The organism is Klebsiella sp. DY2415 (assembly GCF_026314315.1).
Classification (GTDB): Bacteria; Pseudomonadota; Gammaproteobacteria; order Enterobacterales; family Enterobacteriaceae; genus Klebsiella; species Klebsiella ornithinolytica.
In genome coordinates this window covers 5,335,894-5,351,785 of the sequence record NZ_CP111115.1, presented here as the reverse complement: position 1 = coordinate 5,351,785, position 15,892 = coordinate 5,335,894, and the positions used below count along the sequence as shown (strand labels likewise).

At 56.5% G+C, this 15,892-nt stretch carries 16 protein-coding genes; 13 read left to right on the top strand and 3 right to left on the bottom strand.

Annotated elements, in window-relative coordinates:
* Nucleotides 1-37: 37 nt before the first annotated feature.
* Entirely contained in the window at nt 38-658 is a 621-nt protein-coding gene (gene rhtC / locus OQV00_RS25315; protein WP_015585398.1) for a threonine export protein RhtC, read from the top strand.
* Nucleotides 659-703: 45 nt separating this feature from the next.
* On the opposite strand, the gene rhtB is transcribed toward rhtC, so the two are convergent.
* Nucleotides 704-1,324, bottom strand: a complete 621-nt coding sequence (rhtB, locus tag OQV00_RS25310; RefSeq protein ID WP_004869632.1) for a homoserine/homoserine lactone efflux protein — start codon at nt 1,322-1,324, stop codon at nt 704-706.
* A gap of 109 nt (nt 1,325-1,433) precedes the next feature.
* Between rhtB and pldB the strand changes: the two genes are divergently transcribed.
* The 3 genes from pldB (at nt 1,434) to OQV00_RS25295 (ending at nt 4,259) form a co-directional block, all read left to right on the top strand.
* Nucleotides 1,434-2,456, top strand: coding sequence for a lysophospholipase L2 (pldB, locus tag OQV00_RS25305; protein WP_266279600.1), 1,023 nt, complete (start codon nt 1,434-1,436; stop codon nt 2,454-2,456).
* Between the two features lie 14 nt (nt 2,457-2,470).
* The gene (gene yigL, locus OQV00_RS25300) at nt 2,471-3,271 is read left to right on the top strand and encodes a sugar/pyridoxal phosphate phosphatase YigL (protein ID WP_004869637.1); all 801 of its coding nucleotides are present in this window, start codon (nt 2,471-2,473) and stop codon (nt 3,269-3,271) included.
* A gap of 88 nt (nt 3,272-3,359) precedes the next feature.
* Complete coding sequence (locus tag OQV00_RS25295; protein WP_004869640.1) at nt 3,360-4,259, top strand: carboxylate/amino acid/amine transporter; 900 nt, start codon at nt 3,360-3,362, stop codon at nt 4,257-4,259.
* Here OQV00_RS25295 and metR read toward each other — a convergent pair.
* Nucleotides 4,147-5,100 carry an HTH-type transcriptional regulator MetR gene (gene metR / locus OQV00_RS25290; RefSeq protein WP_004869643.1) on the bottom strand — a complete coding sequence of 318 codons (954 nt, stop codon included), beginning with the start codon at nt 5,098-5,100 and terminating at the stop codon, nt 4,147-4,149. The two genes, OQV00_RS25295 and metR, sit on opposite strands and share 113 nt — an antisense overlap.
* Before the next feature lie 231 nt (nt 5,101-5,331).
* On the opposite strand from metR, the gene metE reads away from it, so the two are divergent.
* A complete protein-coding gene (metE, locus tag OQV00_RS25285) occupies nt 5,332-7,593 on the top strand; it encodes a 5-methyltetrahydropteroyltriglutamate--homocysteine S-methyltransferase (protein ID WP_048024900.1) in 2,262 nt (753 codons plus the stop codon).
* A 161-nt stretch (nt 7,594-7,754) separates the two neighbouring features.
* Nucleotides 7,755-8,444, top strand: a complete 690-nt coding sequence (locus tag OQV00_RS25280; protein ID WP_081351894.1) for a transporter substrate-binding domain-containing protein — start codon at nt 7,755-7,757, stop codon at nt 8,442-8,444.
* 4 nt (nt 8,445-8,448) lie between these two features.
* Here OQV00_RS25280 and OQV00_RS25275 read toward each other — a convergent pair whose 3' ends face one another.
* Entirely contained in the window at nt 8,449-9,261 is an 813-nt protein-coding gene (locus tag OQV00_RS25275) for a dienelactone hydrolase family protein (RefSeq protein WP_044347819.1), read from the bottom strand.
* A gap of 266 nt (nt 9,262-9,527) precedes the next feature.
* Here OQV00_RS25275 and udp point away from each other — a divergent pair, with 266 nt between their 5' ends.
* From udp to tatB, 7 genes are all read left to right on the top strand, one after another.
* A complete protein-coding gene (gene udp, locus OQV00_RS25270; protein WP_004869655.1) occupies nt 9,528-10,289 on the top strand; it encodes a uridine phosphorylase in 762 nt (253 codons plus the stop codon).
* A gap of 139 nt (nt 10,290-10,428) precedes the next feature.
* A complete protein-coding gene (gene rmuC, locus OQV00_RS25265) occupies nt 10,429-11,877 on the top strand; it encodes a DNA recombination protein RmuC (protein ID WP_004869657.1) in 1,449 nt (482 codons plus the stop codon).
* Nucleotides 11,878-11,943: 66 nt separating this feature from the next.
* Entirely contained in the window at nt 11,944-12,699 is a 756-nt protein-coding gene (ubiE, locus tag OQV00_RS25260) for a bifunctional demethylmenaquinone methyltransferase/2-methoxy-6-polyprenyl-1,4-benzoquinol methylase UbiE (RefSeq protein ID WP_004869660.1), read from the top strand.
* A 13-nt stretch (nt 12,700-12,712) separates the two neighbouring features.
* A complete protein-coding gene (ubiJ, locus tag OQV00_RS25255; protein ID WP_004869663.1) occupies nt 12,713-13,318 on the top strand; it encodes a ubiquinone biosynthesis protein UbiJ in 606 nt (201 codons plus the stop codon).
* Nucleotides 13,315-14,955 carry a ubiquinone biosynthesis regulatory protein kinase UbiB gene (gene ubiB, locus OQV00_RS25250; RefSeq protein ID WP_004869667.1) on the top strand — a complete coding sequence of 547 codons (1,641 nt, stop codon included), beginning with the start codon at nt 13,315-13,317 and terminating at the stop codon, nt 14,953-14,955. The genes ubiJ and ubiB overlap by 4 nt, the downstream gene beginning before the upstream one ends.
* Before the next feature lie 131 nt (nt 14,956-15,086).
* Nucleotides 15,087-15,338 carry a Sec-independent protein translocase subunit TatA gene (tatA, locus tag OQV00_RS25245; protein ID WP_004869668.1) on the top strand — a complete coding sequence of 84 codons (252 nt, stop codon included), beginning with the start codon at nt 15,087-15,089 and terminating at the stop codon, nt 15,336-15,338.
* Nucleotides 15,339-15,341: 3 nt separating this feature from the next.
* Nucleotides 15,342-15,890 (top strand): Sec-independent protein translocase protein TatB, encoded by a 549-nt coding sequence (gene tatB, locus OQV00_RS25240; RefSeq protein WP_004869670.1) that lies wholly within the window; start codon nt 15,342-15,344, stop codon nt 15,888-15,890.
* Nucleotides 15,891-15,892 lie beyond the last annotated feature (2 nt).

Genomic DNA, 15,892 nt, shown 5'->3' with positions numbered 1-15,892 from the left:
CCTGCGATCCAAATTGCCGATAGATTAGGGTTCAATCATGCTGATGCTTTTCCTCACCGTCGCGCTGGTGCATATCATTGCGCTGATGAGTCCAGGTCCGGACTTTTTCTTTGTTTCTCAGACCGCCGTTAGCCGTTCTCGTAAAGAGGCATTGATGGGCGTGCTGGGGATTACCTGTGGCGTCATGGTCTGGGCGGGCGTCGCGCTGCTTGGCCTGCACCTGATTATCGAAAAAATGGCCTGGCTGCACACCATTATTATGGTCGGCGGCGGCTTATACCTGTGCTGGATGGGCTATCAGATGCTGCGCGGTGCGCTGAAGAAAAGCGATGCGCCGGCGCCGGAGCCGCAGGTCGAGCTGGCCCGCAGTGGCCGTAGCTTCCTGAAAGGGCTGCTGACCAACCTCGCTAACCCGAAGGCGATTATCTATTTTGGTTCCGTCTTCTCACTCTTTGTCGGCGATAACGTCGGCACGGGCGAGCGCTGGGGGATTTTCCTGCTGATCGTTCTGGAAACGCTGGCCTGGTTTACCGTCGTGGCCAGCCTGTTTGCCTTACCGGCTATGCGTCGTGGTTACCAGCGGATGGCAAAATGGATCGACGGCATTGCCGGAACGCTGTTCGCCGGTTTCGGTATTCATCTGATCATTTCGCGCTAAGCGCTGGTTTTCCCGGTTTGCTGAAGGCAAACCGGGGTTCTCGCCTCAGGCATGGCGTGCGGAAGCCAACAGCGCGCCCACCAGCATAAACAACGATCCGAAGACTTTGTTCAACGCCTTCATCTGTTTCGGTCCTTTAATCCATGCCGCAATACGCTGCGCCAGCGTCGCGTAGCCAATCATCACGATGATATCCACCGCAATCGTGGTAACGCCGAGAACCAGATACTGCATGACCTGCGGCTGATGCGGCACGATAAACTGCGGGAACAGGGCCGCCAGAAAGACAATGCTTTTCGGGTTGGTCAGGTTGACGAAAACCGCGCGCTGGAACAGTTTTCCACGCGTTTGCGCCTTTGCCAGGGTATTGAGATTGAGCGATCCCGCCGCGCGCCATTGCTGAATACCCAGCCAGATAAGATAAGCCGCCCCGGCCCACTTCAGCACCTCGAAGGCCAGCACCGAGCGGGAAAACAGCGTTCCCAGGCCGATACCAACAAGGACGATATGAATCGCCAGTCCGGTTTGTAATCCGGCAATCGAGGCGGCCGCGCCGCGGTAGCCGTGGTTGATCGAGGTCGTCATGGTATTAATGGCCCCGGAACCTGGCGACAGGCTGAGGATAATGGATGTCAGCAGATAGGCGAACCACCACTCGAACGTCATGAGAAACTCCCTGGTTGTCTGTTTTTATGCCACAATACGCTATTGCGTAAGCATTGTGTGATGCGCGCTAAAAAAACGATTTTCAGTGGTTAACAGGGGTGTAAGCCCGATGTTTCGGCAGCAAAAGGATTGGGATACACGAGAAAACGCGTTTGCGGCTTTTACGATGGGGCCACTTACCGATTTCTGGCATCAGCGGGAAGAGGCGGAATTCAGGGGCGTTGATGATGTCCCGGTCCGTTTTGTTCGCTTTTGCGCCAAAGAAAACGATCGGGTCGTGGTCATCTGTCCGGGGCGTATTGAAAGCTACGTGAAATACGCCGAGCTGGCTTACGATCTGTTCCACAGCGGTTTCGACGTGATGATTATCGACCATCGCGGCCAGGGGCGTTCCGGGCGAATATTGACCGACAGCCATCGCGGCCACGTGGTGCGCTTTAGCGATTATGTTGACGATCTGGCTGCGCTCTGGCAGCAGGAAGTTGCCCCCGGCCACTGGCGAAAAAGGTTTATCCTCGCCCATTCGATGGGGGGCGCCATTGCGACGCTGTTTTTGCAGCGTCACCAGCAGCATTGCGACGCTATTGCGCTGTGCGCGCCTATGTTCGGTATCGTCATGCGTTTCCCGGACTGGATGGTACGCCATATTCTCGATTGGGCTGAGGGCCATCAGCGCATTCGTGAAGAGTATGCGCTGGGTACCGGTCGCTGGCGGGCGCTGCCCTTTTCGGTCAACGTGCTGACGCACAGTCGCCAACGCTATCGTCGTAATCTGCGCTTCTATGCCGATGAACCACAGCTGCGCGTCGGCGGGCCAACCTACCACTGGGTGCGTGAGGGGATCCTCGCAGGTGAAGAGGCGCTGGCGGGCGTAGAGAAAGACACCACTCCCACATTGTTATTGCAGGCAGAAGAAGAACGCGTAGTCGATAACCGCATGCACGAACGCTACTGCGAACTCCGTGCCGCGGCAGGTCGGCCCTGCGAAGGTAGTAAGCCGCTTGTTATAGAAGGGGCATACCATGAGATCCTTTTTGAAAAGGACGCCATGCGCTCAGTCGCGCTGAATGCCATCGTCGATTTTTTCAGTCGACACAATGAATCCGACGAAAACGCTCGTCGCCCTGCTTAGAGGTTAAAATTTTTATGTACCAGGTTGTTGCGTCTGACTTAGATGGCACGCTGCTTTCTCCCGATCACTACTTAACTCCCTACGCAAAAGAGACGCTGCAGCTGCTGACCGCGCGCGGGATCGATTTTGTCTTTGCCACCGGTCGTCATTACATCGATGTCGGTCAGATTCGCGATAATCTCGGCATCCGGTCCTACATGATCACCTCCAACGGCGCGCGCGTGCACGACGGCGAGGGGAAACAGATCTTTGCCCATAACCTTGACCGCGACATTGCGGCCGATCTGTTTGAAATGATGCGCAATGACCCGAAAGTGGTGACCAACGTCTACCGCGAAGATGAGTGGTATATGAACCGCCACCGCCCGGAAGAGATGCGTTTTTTCAAAGAGGCCGTCTTCAACTATCAGCTCTACGAAGCGGGCGAGCTTGATCCGCAGGGGATCAGCAAAGTGTTTTTCACCTGCGAGGATCATGAGCATCTGCTGCCGCTGGAGCAGGCGATCAACGCCCGCTGGGGCGATCGCGTGAACGTCAGCTTCTCCACGCTGACCTGCCTGGAAGTGATGGCCGGTGGCGTGTCGAAGGGGCATGCGCTGGAAGCGGTCGCCAAAATGCTGGGCTATCGCCTGAAAGACTGCATCGCTTTTGGTGATGGCATGAACGACGCAGAAATGCTGTCGATGGCGGGAAAAGGCTGCATTATGCAGAATGCTCACCAGCGGCTGAAAGACCTGCATCCGGATCTGGAAGTGATCGGCAGCAACGCTGACGATGCGGTGCCGCACTATCTGCGTAAGCTCTATCTCGCCTGATAAAGATTGACGACTGTTTGTTTATTGCTCAGTCGTCAACCTGACTCTCCGCTACAATGAGTGCTCTTCTTCCTGAGAGACATTCATTGTGGCGCTACTGATTATTACCACTATCCTGTGGGCTTTTTCCTTTAGCCTGATAGGCGAATACCTGGCTGGCAGCGTCGATAGCTACTTTTCCGTGCTAATGCGCGTGGGGCTGGCGGCACTGGTGTTTCTGCCGTTTCTGCGTACCCGCGGGCAATCGCCGCGTACTATCGTGCTCTACATGCTGGTCGGCGCCATGCAGCTTGGCATCATGTACCTGCTGGCATTCCGCGCCTATGTGTACCTGACGGTGTCTGAATTCCTGCTGTTTACCGTCTTTACGCCGCTTTATATCACGCTGATTTACGATCTGCTCAGCGGACGCAAGCTCCGCTGGGGATATCTGCTGAGCGCGGGGCTGGCGGTGCTGGGCGCGGCCATTATTCGCTATGACAAAGTGAGCGATCATTTCTGGACGGGGCTGCTGCTGGTTCAGCTGTCGAACCTTAGCTTTGCTATCGGAATGGTGGGCTATAAGCGGCTGATGGAGCTACGTCCTATGCCGCAGCACAACGCGTTTGCGTGGTTCTATATGGGGGCTTTCCTGGTGGCAGTGGCGGCCTGGTTTATGCTGGGCAATCCGCAGAGGCTGCCAACCACAACCCTACAGTGGGGTGTCCTGGTCTGGCTGGGCGTGGCAGCGTCGGGGCTGGGGTACTTTATGTGGAACTACGGGGCCACGCAGGTGGATGCCGGAACGCTGGGCATTATGAATAACGTGCATGTCCCCGCCGGGCTGCTGGTTAACCTTGCCATCTGGCAAGAACAGCCCCACTGGCCGAGCTTTATTACAGGAGCTCTGGTGATCCTGGCCTCACTGTGGGTCCATCGCCGTTGGGTCGCTCCGCACTCCGGACAAACGGCAAATGATCGCAAGCGTGATTCCGCGCTGAGCGAATAAACGCTTCGGTGACCGGCTGGCGCTGCTCGCCGTCGCGTACCGCGGCGTACAGTCGGCTCCACAGTCCTTCGCCCAGGGTTTTGGTGACGACCAGACCCTGGCGCTCAAAACTTTCCACCACCCAGTGCGGCAGGGCGGCGATGCCCATCCGCGCGGCGACCATCTGAATTAACAGCAGGGTATTGTCGACGCTTTTGAGCTGCGGGCTGATGCCGGCCGGCTGCAGGAAGTGGCGCCAGATATCCAGGCGACCGCGCTGAACCGGATAAATCAACAGCAGTTCCGATGCCAGATCTTCCGGCGAGATGCGCGTTTTCGCTGCCAGCGGATGCTCCGGCGCCAGCACCAGGCGAACTTCAAAATCGAACATAGGCGAATAGTGCAGGCCGCTACGCGGCAGGATATCGGAGGTCATGACCAGGTCCAGCTCGCTTTGCTGCAGAGCTGGCTGCGGGTCAAAGGTTACGCCGGACTGAAAATCCACTTCGACATGCGGCCAGCGGGCGCGGAAACTCTCCAGCGCCGGGGTCAACCACTGTATACAGCTATGACACTCGATAGCGATGCGCAGACGGGTTTGCTGCGGCTCGTGGCAGTCCTGCAGCGCGCGGCTGATTTGCGGCAGAACCTGGTTTGCCAGCTGGAGCAGGATCTCCCCCTGTGGGGTGAAGCGCAGAGGCTGACTTTTACGCACAAACAAGCGGAAGCCAAGGCGTTGTTCCAGATCGCTGAACTGGTGAGACAGGGCGGACTGAGTTTGATGCAGAGCTGCCGCAGCGCCTGCCAGCGACCCGCTATTCCGCAACGCCTGTAGCGTTTTCAGGTGTTTTATTTCGATCATGAAAGTCCTTCACTTCGGCATGAATAATTTGCGCTTGAGGAATATACAGTAACCGCCAATTATGGATGTGTAAACATCTGGACGTCTAAATCCTTTATCTTTCGAATTTATGGTGCGTTGGCCGCACTTCCTCACCCCGGTCACTTACTTCAGTAAGCTCCTGGGGATGAGCAAGTTTGCCGCCTTCCCTGAATCCGAAATCTTTCGGATTGCAATCATGAGGCTCAAAAAATGACAATTATTAATCACACCCTCGGTTTCCCTCGCGTTGGTCTACGTCGCGAGCTGAAAAAAGCGCAAGAGAGCTACTGGGCAGGTAACTCAACCCGCGAAGAACTGCTGGCGGTGGGCCGCGAGCTGCGCGCCCGTCACTGGGAGCAGCAGAAGCAGGCGGGCGTTGACCTGCTGCCGGTGGGTGATTTCGCCTGGTACGACCATGTTCTGACTACCAGCCTGCTACTGGGTAACGTGCCGGCTCGTCATCAGAACAAAGATGGCTCGGTTGATATCGATACCCTGTTCCGCATTGGCCGCGGCCGTGCGCCGACCGGCGAACCGGCGGCAGCGGCAGAAATGACCAAATGGTTTAACACCAACTATCACTACATGGTGCCAGAGTTTGTAAAAGGGCAGTCGTTCAAACTGACCTGGACCCAGCTGCTGGATGAAGTGGACGAAGCGCTGGCGCTTGGTCATAAGGTTAAACCCGTCCTGTTGGGGCCGGTCACTTATCTGTGGCTGGGCAAAGTCAAAGGCGAACAGTTTGACCGTTTGAGCCTGCTGAAGGATATCCTGCCGGTTTACCAGCAGGTGCTGGCAGAGCTGGCAAAACGCGGCATCGAGTGGGTACAGATTGACGAGCCGGCTCTGGTACTGGAACTGCCGCAGGCGTGGCTGGAGGCGTTCAAACCGGCGTATGACGCGCTCGCAGGTCAGGTTAAGCTGCTGCTGACCACCTACTTTGAAGGCATCACCGCCAACCTCGACACCATCACCGCGCTGCCGGTGCAGGGTCTGCACGTTGACCTGGTTCACGGTAAAGATGATGCGGCCGATCTGCACCGGCGTCTGCCAGCCGACTGGCTGCTCTCTGCGGGCCTGATCAACGGCCGTAACGTCTGGCGCGCCGATCTGACGGAGAAGTATGCGCAAATTAAAGACATCGTCGGCCAGCGTGCGCTGTGGATCGCGACCTCATGCTCCCTGCTGCACAGCCCGATCGACCTGAGCGTGGAAACCCGTCTCGATGCGGAAGTGAAAAGCTGGTTCGCTTTTGCCCTGCAGAAATGTACCGAGCTGGCCCTGCTGCGCGATGCGCTGAATAGCGGCGAGACCGCAAAACTGGTTGAATGGAGCGCGCCGATTCAGGCTCGCCGTCACTCTACCCGCGTACATAATGCGGCGGTAGAAAAACGTCTGGCGGCCATTACCGCTCAGGACAGCCAGCGCAACAGCCCATATGCTGAACGCGCCAGGGCGCAGCGTACGCGCTTCAATCTACCGGCGTGGCCGACCACGACCATCGGCTCTTTTCCACAGACTACCGAGATCCGTGGCCTGCGTCTGGACTTCAAAAAAGGCAATCTCGATGCCAACCACTATCGCACCGGTATTGCGGAGCATATCAAGCAGGCGATTGTTGAGCAGGAACGTTTAGGGCTAGATGTTCTGGTTCACGGCGAAGCCGAGCGTAACGACATGGTGGAGTACTTCGGTGAGCATCTCGACGGGTTCATCTTCACGCAAAACGGTTGGGTACAGAGCTACGGCTCCCGCTGCGTGAAGCCGCCGGTGGTCATCGGGGATGTCAGTCGCCCGGAAGCAATCACCGTTGAGTGGGCGAAGTTTGCCCAGTCGCTGACCGACAAGCCGGTGAAAGGCATGCTGACCGGTCCGGTGACGATTCTTTGCTGGTCATTCCCGCGTGAAGACGTCAGTCGCGAAACCATCGCCAAACAGATTGCGCTGGCGCTGCGTGACGAAGTGGCGGATCTGGAGGCGGCCGGTATCGGCATCATCCAGATTGATGAGCCGGCGCTGCGTGAAGGACTGCCGCTCAAGCGTAGCGACTGGGATGCTTATCTGCAGTGGGGCGTGGAAGCCTTCCGGATCAATGCCGCGGTGGCGCGGGATGATACCCAGATCCACACCCATATGTGCTACTGCGAGTTCAACGACATCATGGATTCGATTGCCGCGCTGGATGCGGACGTGATCACCATTGAAACCTCGCGTTCTGACATGGAGCTGCTGGAGTCGTTTGAAGAGTTCGAATACCCGAACGAAATCGGACCGGGCGTGTATGACATCCATTCGCCGAACGTTCCGAGCGTGGAGTGGATTGAAGCACTGCTGGAGAAAGCGGCGCAGCGTATCCCGGCAGAGCGTCTGTGGGTCAACCCGGACTGTGGCCTGAAAACTCGCGGCTGGCCGGAAACCCGCGCCGCGCTGGCTAACATGGTGAAAGCCGCGCAGAATCTGCGTCAGGCATAACTCCGTTAACCCTCGTCCCGGAGGAGGCCCAGGCCTCCTCTTCTTTTCTCTTTTTCTTTTCTCTTTCGTGCTGGCAAATGTCCCGTCTAACCTGCGGAGTGCCTGCGGCTGGGCTACGCTTAGCTGCACTGAGCAAGCACAGACATTTCCGGGGGAGAATGATGACCAGGCTCGACGATCCGCAGCGGTCCTTATGTTTTGCTATTAATCTGGGGAACCCGGTTCTCGCCACGTTATTGCCGGATAATACCCCGGGTGGCATCACCGCCGAGTTAGCCAAAAAACTGGCCGCTGAATGCGGTTGCGAGGCGCGATTTGTGACCTGGCCGACGGCCGGGAAAGTGGTTGATGTAGCTTTGCTGGACCAGTGGGATATTGCTTTCCTGGCGATTGATCCCGCTCGTGAAGACAAACTGTGCTTCACCCCGCCGTATGTCACGATTGAAAGTTCAGTGCTGGTCAGAAACGACAGCGATATTCACTCCGTACAAGCGATGGATCGCCCGGGAGTAACGATTAACGTCGGGAGAGGGGCGGCCTATGAACTGTATCTGATTCGAACGCTACGCCATGCGGCGATGCAGCAGTACGCTACCTCCCAGGAGGCGATCCGCGCGTTTATCGCCGGGGAAGGGGAGATGGTTGCCGGGATCCGTCAGCCGCTTGCCAGCGTGGCGCGGGAATATCCCCAGTTTCGCCTCCTGCCTGATAGTTTCAGCCAGATACAGCAAGCGATTTGCGTTCCCCGAAACCGGCTACAGCACTATGAATTTGTCTGTGGTTGTCTGGCGGCATGGAAGAGTGACGGAACGATCGCCGATATGATTAACCGCCATATCGGCAACCGATAGCGGCTTACGCGCGCTTCCCGCCATACTGCGCAAACCATGCCAGCATACGCTGCCAGCCGTCTTTGGCCGATTCTTCATGATAGCTGGCGCGATAATCGGCGTTAAAGGCGTGATCGGCTTCCGGGTAGACGATGATCTCCGCTTTGGCGTTGGCCGCGCGAAGCGCGTGACGCATGGTTTCCACCGTATCCTGTGGAATGCTGGCGTCTTTGCCACCGTACAACCCCAGCACCGGCGCGTTGAGATCAACGGCGATATCCACCGGATATTTCGCTGAGTTCAGGGTTTTCTGCCCGACCAGCTTTCCGTACCAGGCGACGGCGGCTTTTAGCTGCGGGTTATGGGCGGCATAAAGCCAGGTAATGCGTCCACCCCAGCAGAAGCCGGTGATCAGCAGACGATGAGCATCGCCTCCGTGGCGTGCGGCCCAGCTGGCGACATGGTCGAGGTCGGCCAGCACCTGCGCATCCGGCACTTTGCTGACCAGCTCCTGGAACAGGGTGGGGATATCGGTATAGTCATTCGGATCGCCCTGGCGGAAGTAGAGCTCTGGCGCGATAGCCAGATATCCCTCCTGCGCCAGACGGCGGCAAATGTCGCGGATATGTTCATGGACGCCGAAAATTTCCTGAACAACGATAACGACCGGCAGCAGGCCATCGGCGTTCTTCGGACGAGCATGATAGGCCGGCATGTTCTCTCCCTGAGTGGGGATCGACGTTTCGCCTGTGATGATGCTCTCCTCCGAGGTATGAACGGTGGTAGAAGCGTGCGGCGTGGCTGCAGGCGCAAAGCCAGGTTGCTTGGTTGTGGTCATGGTATTCTCCGTACCCTTATTTATTAGCGCATCGATAACTATAGACGCTATCGACCGGACGTTAACAAAGCACAGTGCCTGAAACAGGCTATCTTTTGTTCAGACACGATGAATATAACTTGTTAATGTGATGTTTATCACTTTTTGATGGAAAATCATTGCAATGATTTTTGTTCATGGTGATTTTTGTCACAAAACTAAGCGGGTAGCTTCTGTAAAGTACCGTTTTGCTTCTGCTGATAATTCGACCCACAGAGGAGTTTTTTATGTCTAAGTCTGATGTTTTTCATCTCGGCCTCACCAAAAACGATTTACAAGGGGCTACGCTGGCTATCGTCCCTGGCGATCCGGAGCGTGTGGAAAAGATCGCCGCGCTGATGGATAAGCCGGTCAAGCTGGCATCTCACCGCGAATTTACCTCCTGGCGTGCCGAACTGGATGGCAAGTCGGTCATTGTCTGCTCTACCGGTATCGGCGGCCCGTCAACGTCCATCGCCGTTGAAGAACTGGCGCAGCTGGGGATTCGTACCTTCCTGCGTATCGGCACCACCGGCGCTATCCAGCCACACATTAACGTCGGTGACGTGCTGGTTACCACCGCATCCGTACGTCTCGATGGCGCGAGTCTGCACTTTGCGCCGATGGAATACCCGGCCGTGGCTGACTTTGCCTGCACCACTGCGCTGGTTGAAGCGGCCAAATCGATCGGCGCGACCACCCATATCGGCGTGACCGCATCATCTGACACCTTCTACCCGGGCCAGGAGCGCTACGACACCTTCTCCGGTCGCGTGGTCAGCCGTTTTAAAGGTTCTATGGAAGAGTGGCAGTCAATGGGGGTCATGAACTACGAGATGGAGTCTGCGACTCTGCTGACCATGTGTGCCAGCCAGGGGCTGCGTGCCGGGATGGTTGCCGGGGTTATCGTCAACCGTACCCAGCAGGAAATTCCGAACGCGGAAACCATGAAGCAAACCGAAAGCCACGCGGTAAAAATCGTCGTCGAAGCGGCTCGCCGTCTGCTGTAATTCCTCGCCTCTCCACCCAGGGCCGGATCTTCCGGCCTTTCTTTTTTGCGCTGCGCCTCGCAGGAAATCTCTTTTAAACTGGACGTTTGTACAGCACAATTCTATTTTTGTGCCGTAAGTTGTTGCCGCAGGGGGCGTTGTGGATATCTCGATTGTGATAAGTGCCATCGTGGCGCTGGCCGTAGGGCTGGTCGCAGGGTGGCTGGCGACCAAAGCCAAAGCTGACCAAATTCGCGCCGACCTTATCGAGGAGCGCCGTGAACTGGATATCGAGCTCAGCGCCGCGCGCCAGCAGCTGGTGCAGGAGGCCCACTGGCGCGATGAATGTGAGTTGCTGAATAACGAACTGCGCAGCCTGCGTGATATCAATAGCTCTCTGGAGGCCGATCTCCGCGAAGTCACCACCCGCCTTGAATCTACCCGGATCCACGCCGAGGATAAAATCCGCCAGATGGTGAACAGCGAACAGCGTCTGAGCGAGCAGTTTGAAAACCTGGCAAACCGCATTTTCGAACACAGCAACCGGCGCGTCGATGAGCAGAACCGGCAGAGTTTACATGGCCTGCTGACGCCGCTGCGTGAACAGCTGGACGGTTTCCGCCGCCAGGTGCAGGACAGTTTTGGCCAGGAGGCGCGTGAGCGGCATACGCTGGCCCATGAGATCCGCAATCTGCAGCAGCTGAACGCGCAGATGGCGCAGGAGGCGTTGAACCTGACCCGGGCGTTGAAAGGGGATAACAAAACGCAGGGTAACTGGGGAGAGGTGGTGCTAACCCGCGTGCTGGAAGCTTCCGGGCTACGCGAAGGGTATGAATACCAGACCCAGGTCAGCATCGAAACAGAAGGTCGTTCGCGCATGCAGCCCGATGTCATCGTTCGCCTGCCGCAGGGGAAAGACGTGGTCATTGATGCCAAAATGACGCTGGTGGCCTACGAACGCTATTTCAATGCCGAAGATGACTACACCCGCGAGGCGGCGCTGCAGGAGCATATCGCCTCGGTGCGTAACCATATTCGCCTGCTCGGACGTAAAGATTATCAACAGCTGCCGGGCCTGCGCTCGCTCGACTATGTGCTGATGTTTATTCCCGTGGAGCCGGCTTTCCTGCTGGCTATCGACCGCCAGCCTGAACTTATCAGCGAAGCGCTGAAGAACAACATTATGCTGGTCAGTCCGACGACGCTGCTGGTGGCGCTGCGGACGATTGCCAATCTCTGGCGTTATGAACATCAAAGCCGCAATGCGCAGAAAATCGCTGAGCGCGCAGGTCGTCTGTACGACAAAATGCGACTGTTCGTTGATGATATGTCCGCCATCGGGCAGAGCCTGGATAAAGCCCAGGATAACTATCGCCAGGCGATGAAAAAGCTTGCTTCCGGGCGCGGAAATCTGCTGGTGCAGGCAGAAGCGTTCCGCGGTCTTGGCGTTGAAGTGAAGCGCGGGATTAATCCTGATTTAGTCGATCAGGCAACGGCTCAGGATGACGAATATCGTTCTGAAGAAGACGAAAAAGCGCTTGAAGATAACGAATTTACCTCCGATCCGGCCGATGAGACGATGTCCGGCGAGTCCTCTATGCCGCGTTGAACCGTATGGGAAATGCGCTGAATCTGTTACACTCGGCGAACATTTTCTTGATAAGCAGGCATTGAGATGGTTGAGGATTCACAAGAAACGACGCACTTTGGTTTTCAGACGGTAGCCAAAGAGCAGAAGGCGGACATGGTGGCACATGTATTCCATTCTGTGGCCGCAAAATATGATGTTATGAATGATCTGATGTCGTTCGGTATTCATCGTTTGTGGAAGCGTTTCACCATCGATTGCAGCGGCGTACGCCGTGGACAGACCGTTCTGGACCTGGCCGGCGGTACCGGCGACCTGACGGCGAAGTTCTCTCGCCTGGTGGGTGAAACGGGGCGCGTCATGCTGGCAGATATCAACGACTCTATGCTGAAAATGGGGCGCGAAAAGCTGCGCAACATCGGCATCGTCGGCAACGTTGAATACGTTCAGGCTAACGCAGAAGCGCTGCCGTTTGCCGACAACACTTTTGACTGCATCACGATTTCATTTGGCCTGCGTAACGTCACCGATAAAGAAAAGGCGCTGCGTTCAATGTATCGCGTCCTGAAGCCGGGCGGTCGTCTGCTGGTGCTCGAGTTCTCGAAACCGATTATTGAGCCGCTCAGCAAAGCCTATGATGCCTACTCCTTCCACGTGCTGCCGCGCGTAGGGGAACTGGTTGCCAAAGACGGTGAAAGCTATCGCTACCTGGCGGAATCTATTCGTATGCACCCGAATCAGGACACCCTGAAAGCCATGATGCAGGACGCCGGTTTCGAAAACGTCGACTACTACAACCTGACGGCTGGTATCGTTGCGTTGCACCGCGGTTATAAGTTCTGACAGGAGGGATCGCATGCCTTTCAAACCACTGGTTACCGCTGGCATTGAAACCGCCCTCAATACCTTTCTCTGGCGCGACAAAGCGTTAAAACCTGCTCGCCAGCGTCTGCTGGGGAAGGTGCTGCGCGTTGAGCTGAAGGAGCTGTCGACGCCGGTTGTGCTGGTCTTCAGCGAGCGTCAGGTGGATGTGCTGGGGACCTGGGAAGGCGATGCCGACTGTACCGTCATTACTCGTCTCAGCGTGCTGCCACAGCTGCGCAACCGTCAACAGCTCACGGCGCTTATTCGCAGCGGTGATCTGGAAGTGCAGGGCGACCTGCAGGTGGTGCAGAACACGGTGGCGCTATGTGACCTGGCGGAATTCGATCCGGCTGAGCTGCTGGCGCCTTACACCGGCGATATCGTTGCGGAAGGGGTCAGTAAGGTCTTTCGCTCCGGAGCTCGTTTTCTGCTGCACGGCGCTCAGCGTCAGCAGCGGTATGTCGCTGAAGCGCTGACCGAAGAGTGGCGTATGGCGCCTGGGCCGCTGGAAATGGCCTGGTTTGGCGAAGAGACCGCGGCTGTGGAACGCGCGCTTTCCGCACTGGAAAAACGGCTGGAAACGCTGGAGGGCAAATGACGCCAGGAGAATTACGGCGCCTGTATCTTATTATCCGCACCTTTTTGAGCTATGGGCTTGATGAGCTCATTCCCAAAATGCGTATCACGCTGCCGCTGCGTATCGGGCGGCGGATGCTGTTCTGGATGCCGAATCGTCATAAAAACCAACCTCTCGGCGAACGTCTGCGCCTTGCGCTGCAGGAGCTGGGGCCGGTGTGGATCAAGTTCGGCCAGATGCTCTCCACCCGCCGCGATCTGTTCCCGCCGCAAATCGCCGATCAGCTCGCGCTGCTGCAGGATCGCGTAGCGCCCTTCGATGGCCGGTTGGCAAAACAGCAGATCGAACAGGCGATGGGCGGTCTTCCCGTAGAGGCCTGGTTTGACGATTTCTCGATTGAACCGCTGGCATCGGCCTCTATTGCGCAGGTCCATACCGCACGGCTGAAAGAAAACGGTAAAGAGGTCGTTATCAAAGTGATCCGCCCGGATATCGTGCCGGTGATTAAAGCGGACATGAAGCTTATCTATCGTCTCGCGCGCTGGGTGCCGCGTTTACTGCCCGACGGTCGCCGCCTGCGCCCGCAGGAAGTGGTTCGCGAATACGAAAAAACGCTGCTGGATGAACTTAACCTGCTACGTGAATCGGCGAACGCCATTCAGCTGCGGCGCAACTTTGAAGACAGCCCGATGCTATATGTACCGGAGGTCTACTCCGATTACTGTAGCGAAAACATGATGGTCATGGAGCGGATTTACGGGATCCCGGTTTCCGACGTGGAGGCGCTGGAAGCGCAGGGCACGAACATGAAGCTGCTGGCGGAACGCGGCGTGCAGGTCTTTTTCACCCAGGTGTTCCGCGACAGCTTCTTCCATGCAGACATGCATCCAGGCAATATTTTTGTTAGCTACGACCATCCGGAGAACCCCCAGTACATCGGGATCGACTGCGGTATCGTGGGGTCGCTGAACAAAGAAGATAAGCGCTACCTGGCGGAAAACTTCATTGCGTTCTTCAACCGCGATTATCGTAAAGTCGCCGAGCTGCACGTAGATTCAGGCTGGGTTCCTGCGGATACCAATGTTGAAGAGTTCGAGTTTGCTATTCGCACCGTCTGCGAGCCGATCTTCGAGAAGCCGCTGGCTGAGATCTCGTTTGGTCATGTGCTGCTGAACCTGTTTAACACCGCCCGGCGCTTCAATATGGAAGTGCAGCCGCAGCTGGTATTACTGCAGAAGACATTACTTTACGTAGAAGGGGTAGGCCGCCAGCTCTATCCTCAGTTAGACTTGTGGAAAACGGCGAAACCTTTCCTTGAGTCGTGGATTAAAGATCAGGTCGGCATTCCGGCGCTGGTGCGTGCGTTTAAAGAAAAAGCGCCGTTCTGGATCGAAAGAATGCCGGAAATACCTGAGCTGGTGTACCAGACTTTGCAGCAAAGCAAACAGCTGCAGACCAGCGTGGATACCATCGTGCGCGACTTCCAGGTGCGACATGTTCGTCAGGGGCAGTCCCGTTATCTGTTTGGTATAGGCGCGGTTCTGTTACTGAGTGGTACGCTGTTATTTATCCACCGCCCGGAATGGGGCATGATGCCAGGCTGGCTGATGGCCGCTGGCGCGGTGTCCTGGCTGATTGGCTGGCGGAAAACGCACTGATGGGAAGCGCCTTTATCACCGCGCATTCGTTGTTGCGCGAAGTCATACGAGCGGCCTGACAAAGAGGCGGCTTGTGGGATGACGTGTATAATGCGTCCTAATAATTCATCATCTGTCATAGAGGAATGTGTATGGGTGGTATCAGTATTTGGCAGTTATTAATTGTTGTCGTCATTGTGGTTCTGCTTTTCGGGACGAAAAAGCTGAGCTCGCTGGGGTCGGATTTGGGTGCATCGATTAAAGGCTTTAAAAAGGCCATGAGCGATGATGAAAAACCTGAAAAGTCTGCTCCGGATGCAGATTTCACGGCGAAATCGATCGCCGATAAGCCGGATGATGCGAAAAAAGACGAGACAAAACGCCACGACAAAGAGCAGGTGTAATTCGTGTTCGATATCGGTTTTAGTGAACTACTGCTGGTGTTCGTTATTGGCCTCATTGTTCTGGGGCCACAGCGATTGCCTGTAGCGGTAAAAACGGTGGCCAGCTGGATTCGTACGCTACGATCGCTGGCGGCCACCGTACAAAATGAGATCACTCAGGAACTAAAACTGCAGGAGTTCCAGGAAAGCCTGAAGAAAGTGGAAAAGGCGAGCCTGGATAACCTGACGCCGGAGCTGAAAGCGTCGATGGATGAGCTGCGTGAAGCCGCTGAATCTATGAAACGTTCTTATACCGCCCACGATCCTGAGAAAGCGAGCGACGAAGCGAACACGATTCATAACCCGGTAGTGAAGGGCAGTGAAGCGCAGCGCCAGGACATTACGCCGGCGACGGCTGAACATCAGGCCAGCGCGCCCGTTCACGCTCCAGCCGCAGAAGAGAGCGTGGCGTCAGAGCAGCCGGCTGCGCAGCCTGACCCTCTCCCGGTCGCCAAAGAAAAAGTTGCCGTGACAGCTTCCGATTCCTCCCCTGCATCGAGTGATAAACCGTAAAA

Bases quoted from the DNA above. Each gene is read 5' to 3' on its own strand.
- ubiB (WP_004869667.1), top strand. From the start codon at position 13,315: ATGACGCCAGGAGAATTACGGCGCCTGTATCTTATTATCCGCACCTTT.
- tatA (WP_004869668.1), top strand. From the start codon at position 15,087: ATGGGTGGTATCAGTATTTGGCAGTTATTAATTGTTGTCGTCATTGTG.
- rhtB (WP_004869632.1), bottom strand. From the start codon at position 1,324: ATGACGTTCGAGTGGTGGTTCGCCTATCTGCTGACATCCATTATCCTC.
- udp (WP_004869655.1), top strand. From the start codon at position 9,528: ATGTCTAAGTCTGATGTTTTTCATCTCGGCCTCACCAAAAACGATTTA.
- yigL (WP_004869637.1), top strand. From the start codon at position 2,471: ATGTACCAGGTTGTTGCGTCTGACTTAGATGGCACGCTGCTTTCTCCC.
- ubiJ (WP_004869663.1), top strand. From the start codon at position 12,713: ATGCCTTTCAAACCACTGGTTACCGCTGGCATTGAAACCGCCCTCAAT.
- pldB (WP_266279600.1), top strand. From the start codon at position 1,434: ATGTTTCGGCAGCAAAAGGATTGGGATACACGAGAAAACGCGTTTGCG.
- metE (WP_048024900.1), top strand. From the start codon at position 5,332: ATGACAATTATTAATCACACCCTCGGTTTCCCTCGCGTTGGTCTACGT.
- OQV00_RS25280 (WP_081351894.1), top strand. From the start codon at position 7,755: ATGACCAGGCTCGACGATCCGCAGCGGTCCTTATGTTTTGCTATTAAT.
- metR (WP_004869643.1), bottom strand. From the start codon at position 5,100: ATGATCGAAATAAAACACCTGAAAACGCTACAGGCGTTGCGGAATAGC.
- OQV00_RS25275 (WP_044347819.1), bottom strand. From the start codon at position 9,261: ATGACCACAACCAAGCAACCTGGCTTTGCGCCTGCAGCCACGCCGCAC.
- rhtC (WP_015585398.1), top strand. From the start codon at position 38: ATGCTGATGCTTTTCCTCACCGTCGCGCTGGTGCATATCATTGCGCTG.
- ubiE (WP_004869660.1), top strand. From the start codon at position 11,944: ATGGTTGAGGATTCACAAGAAACGACGCACTTTGGTTTTCAGACGGTA.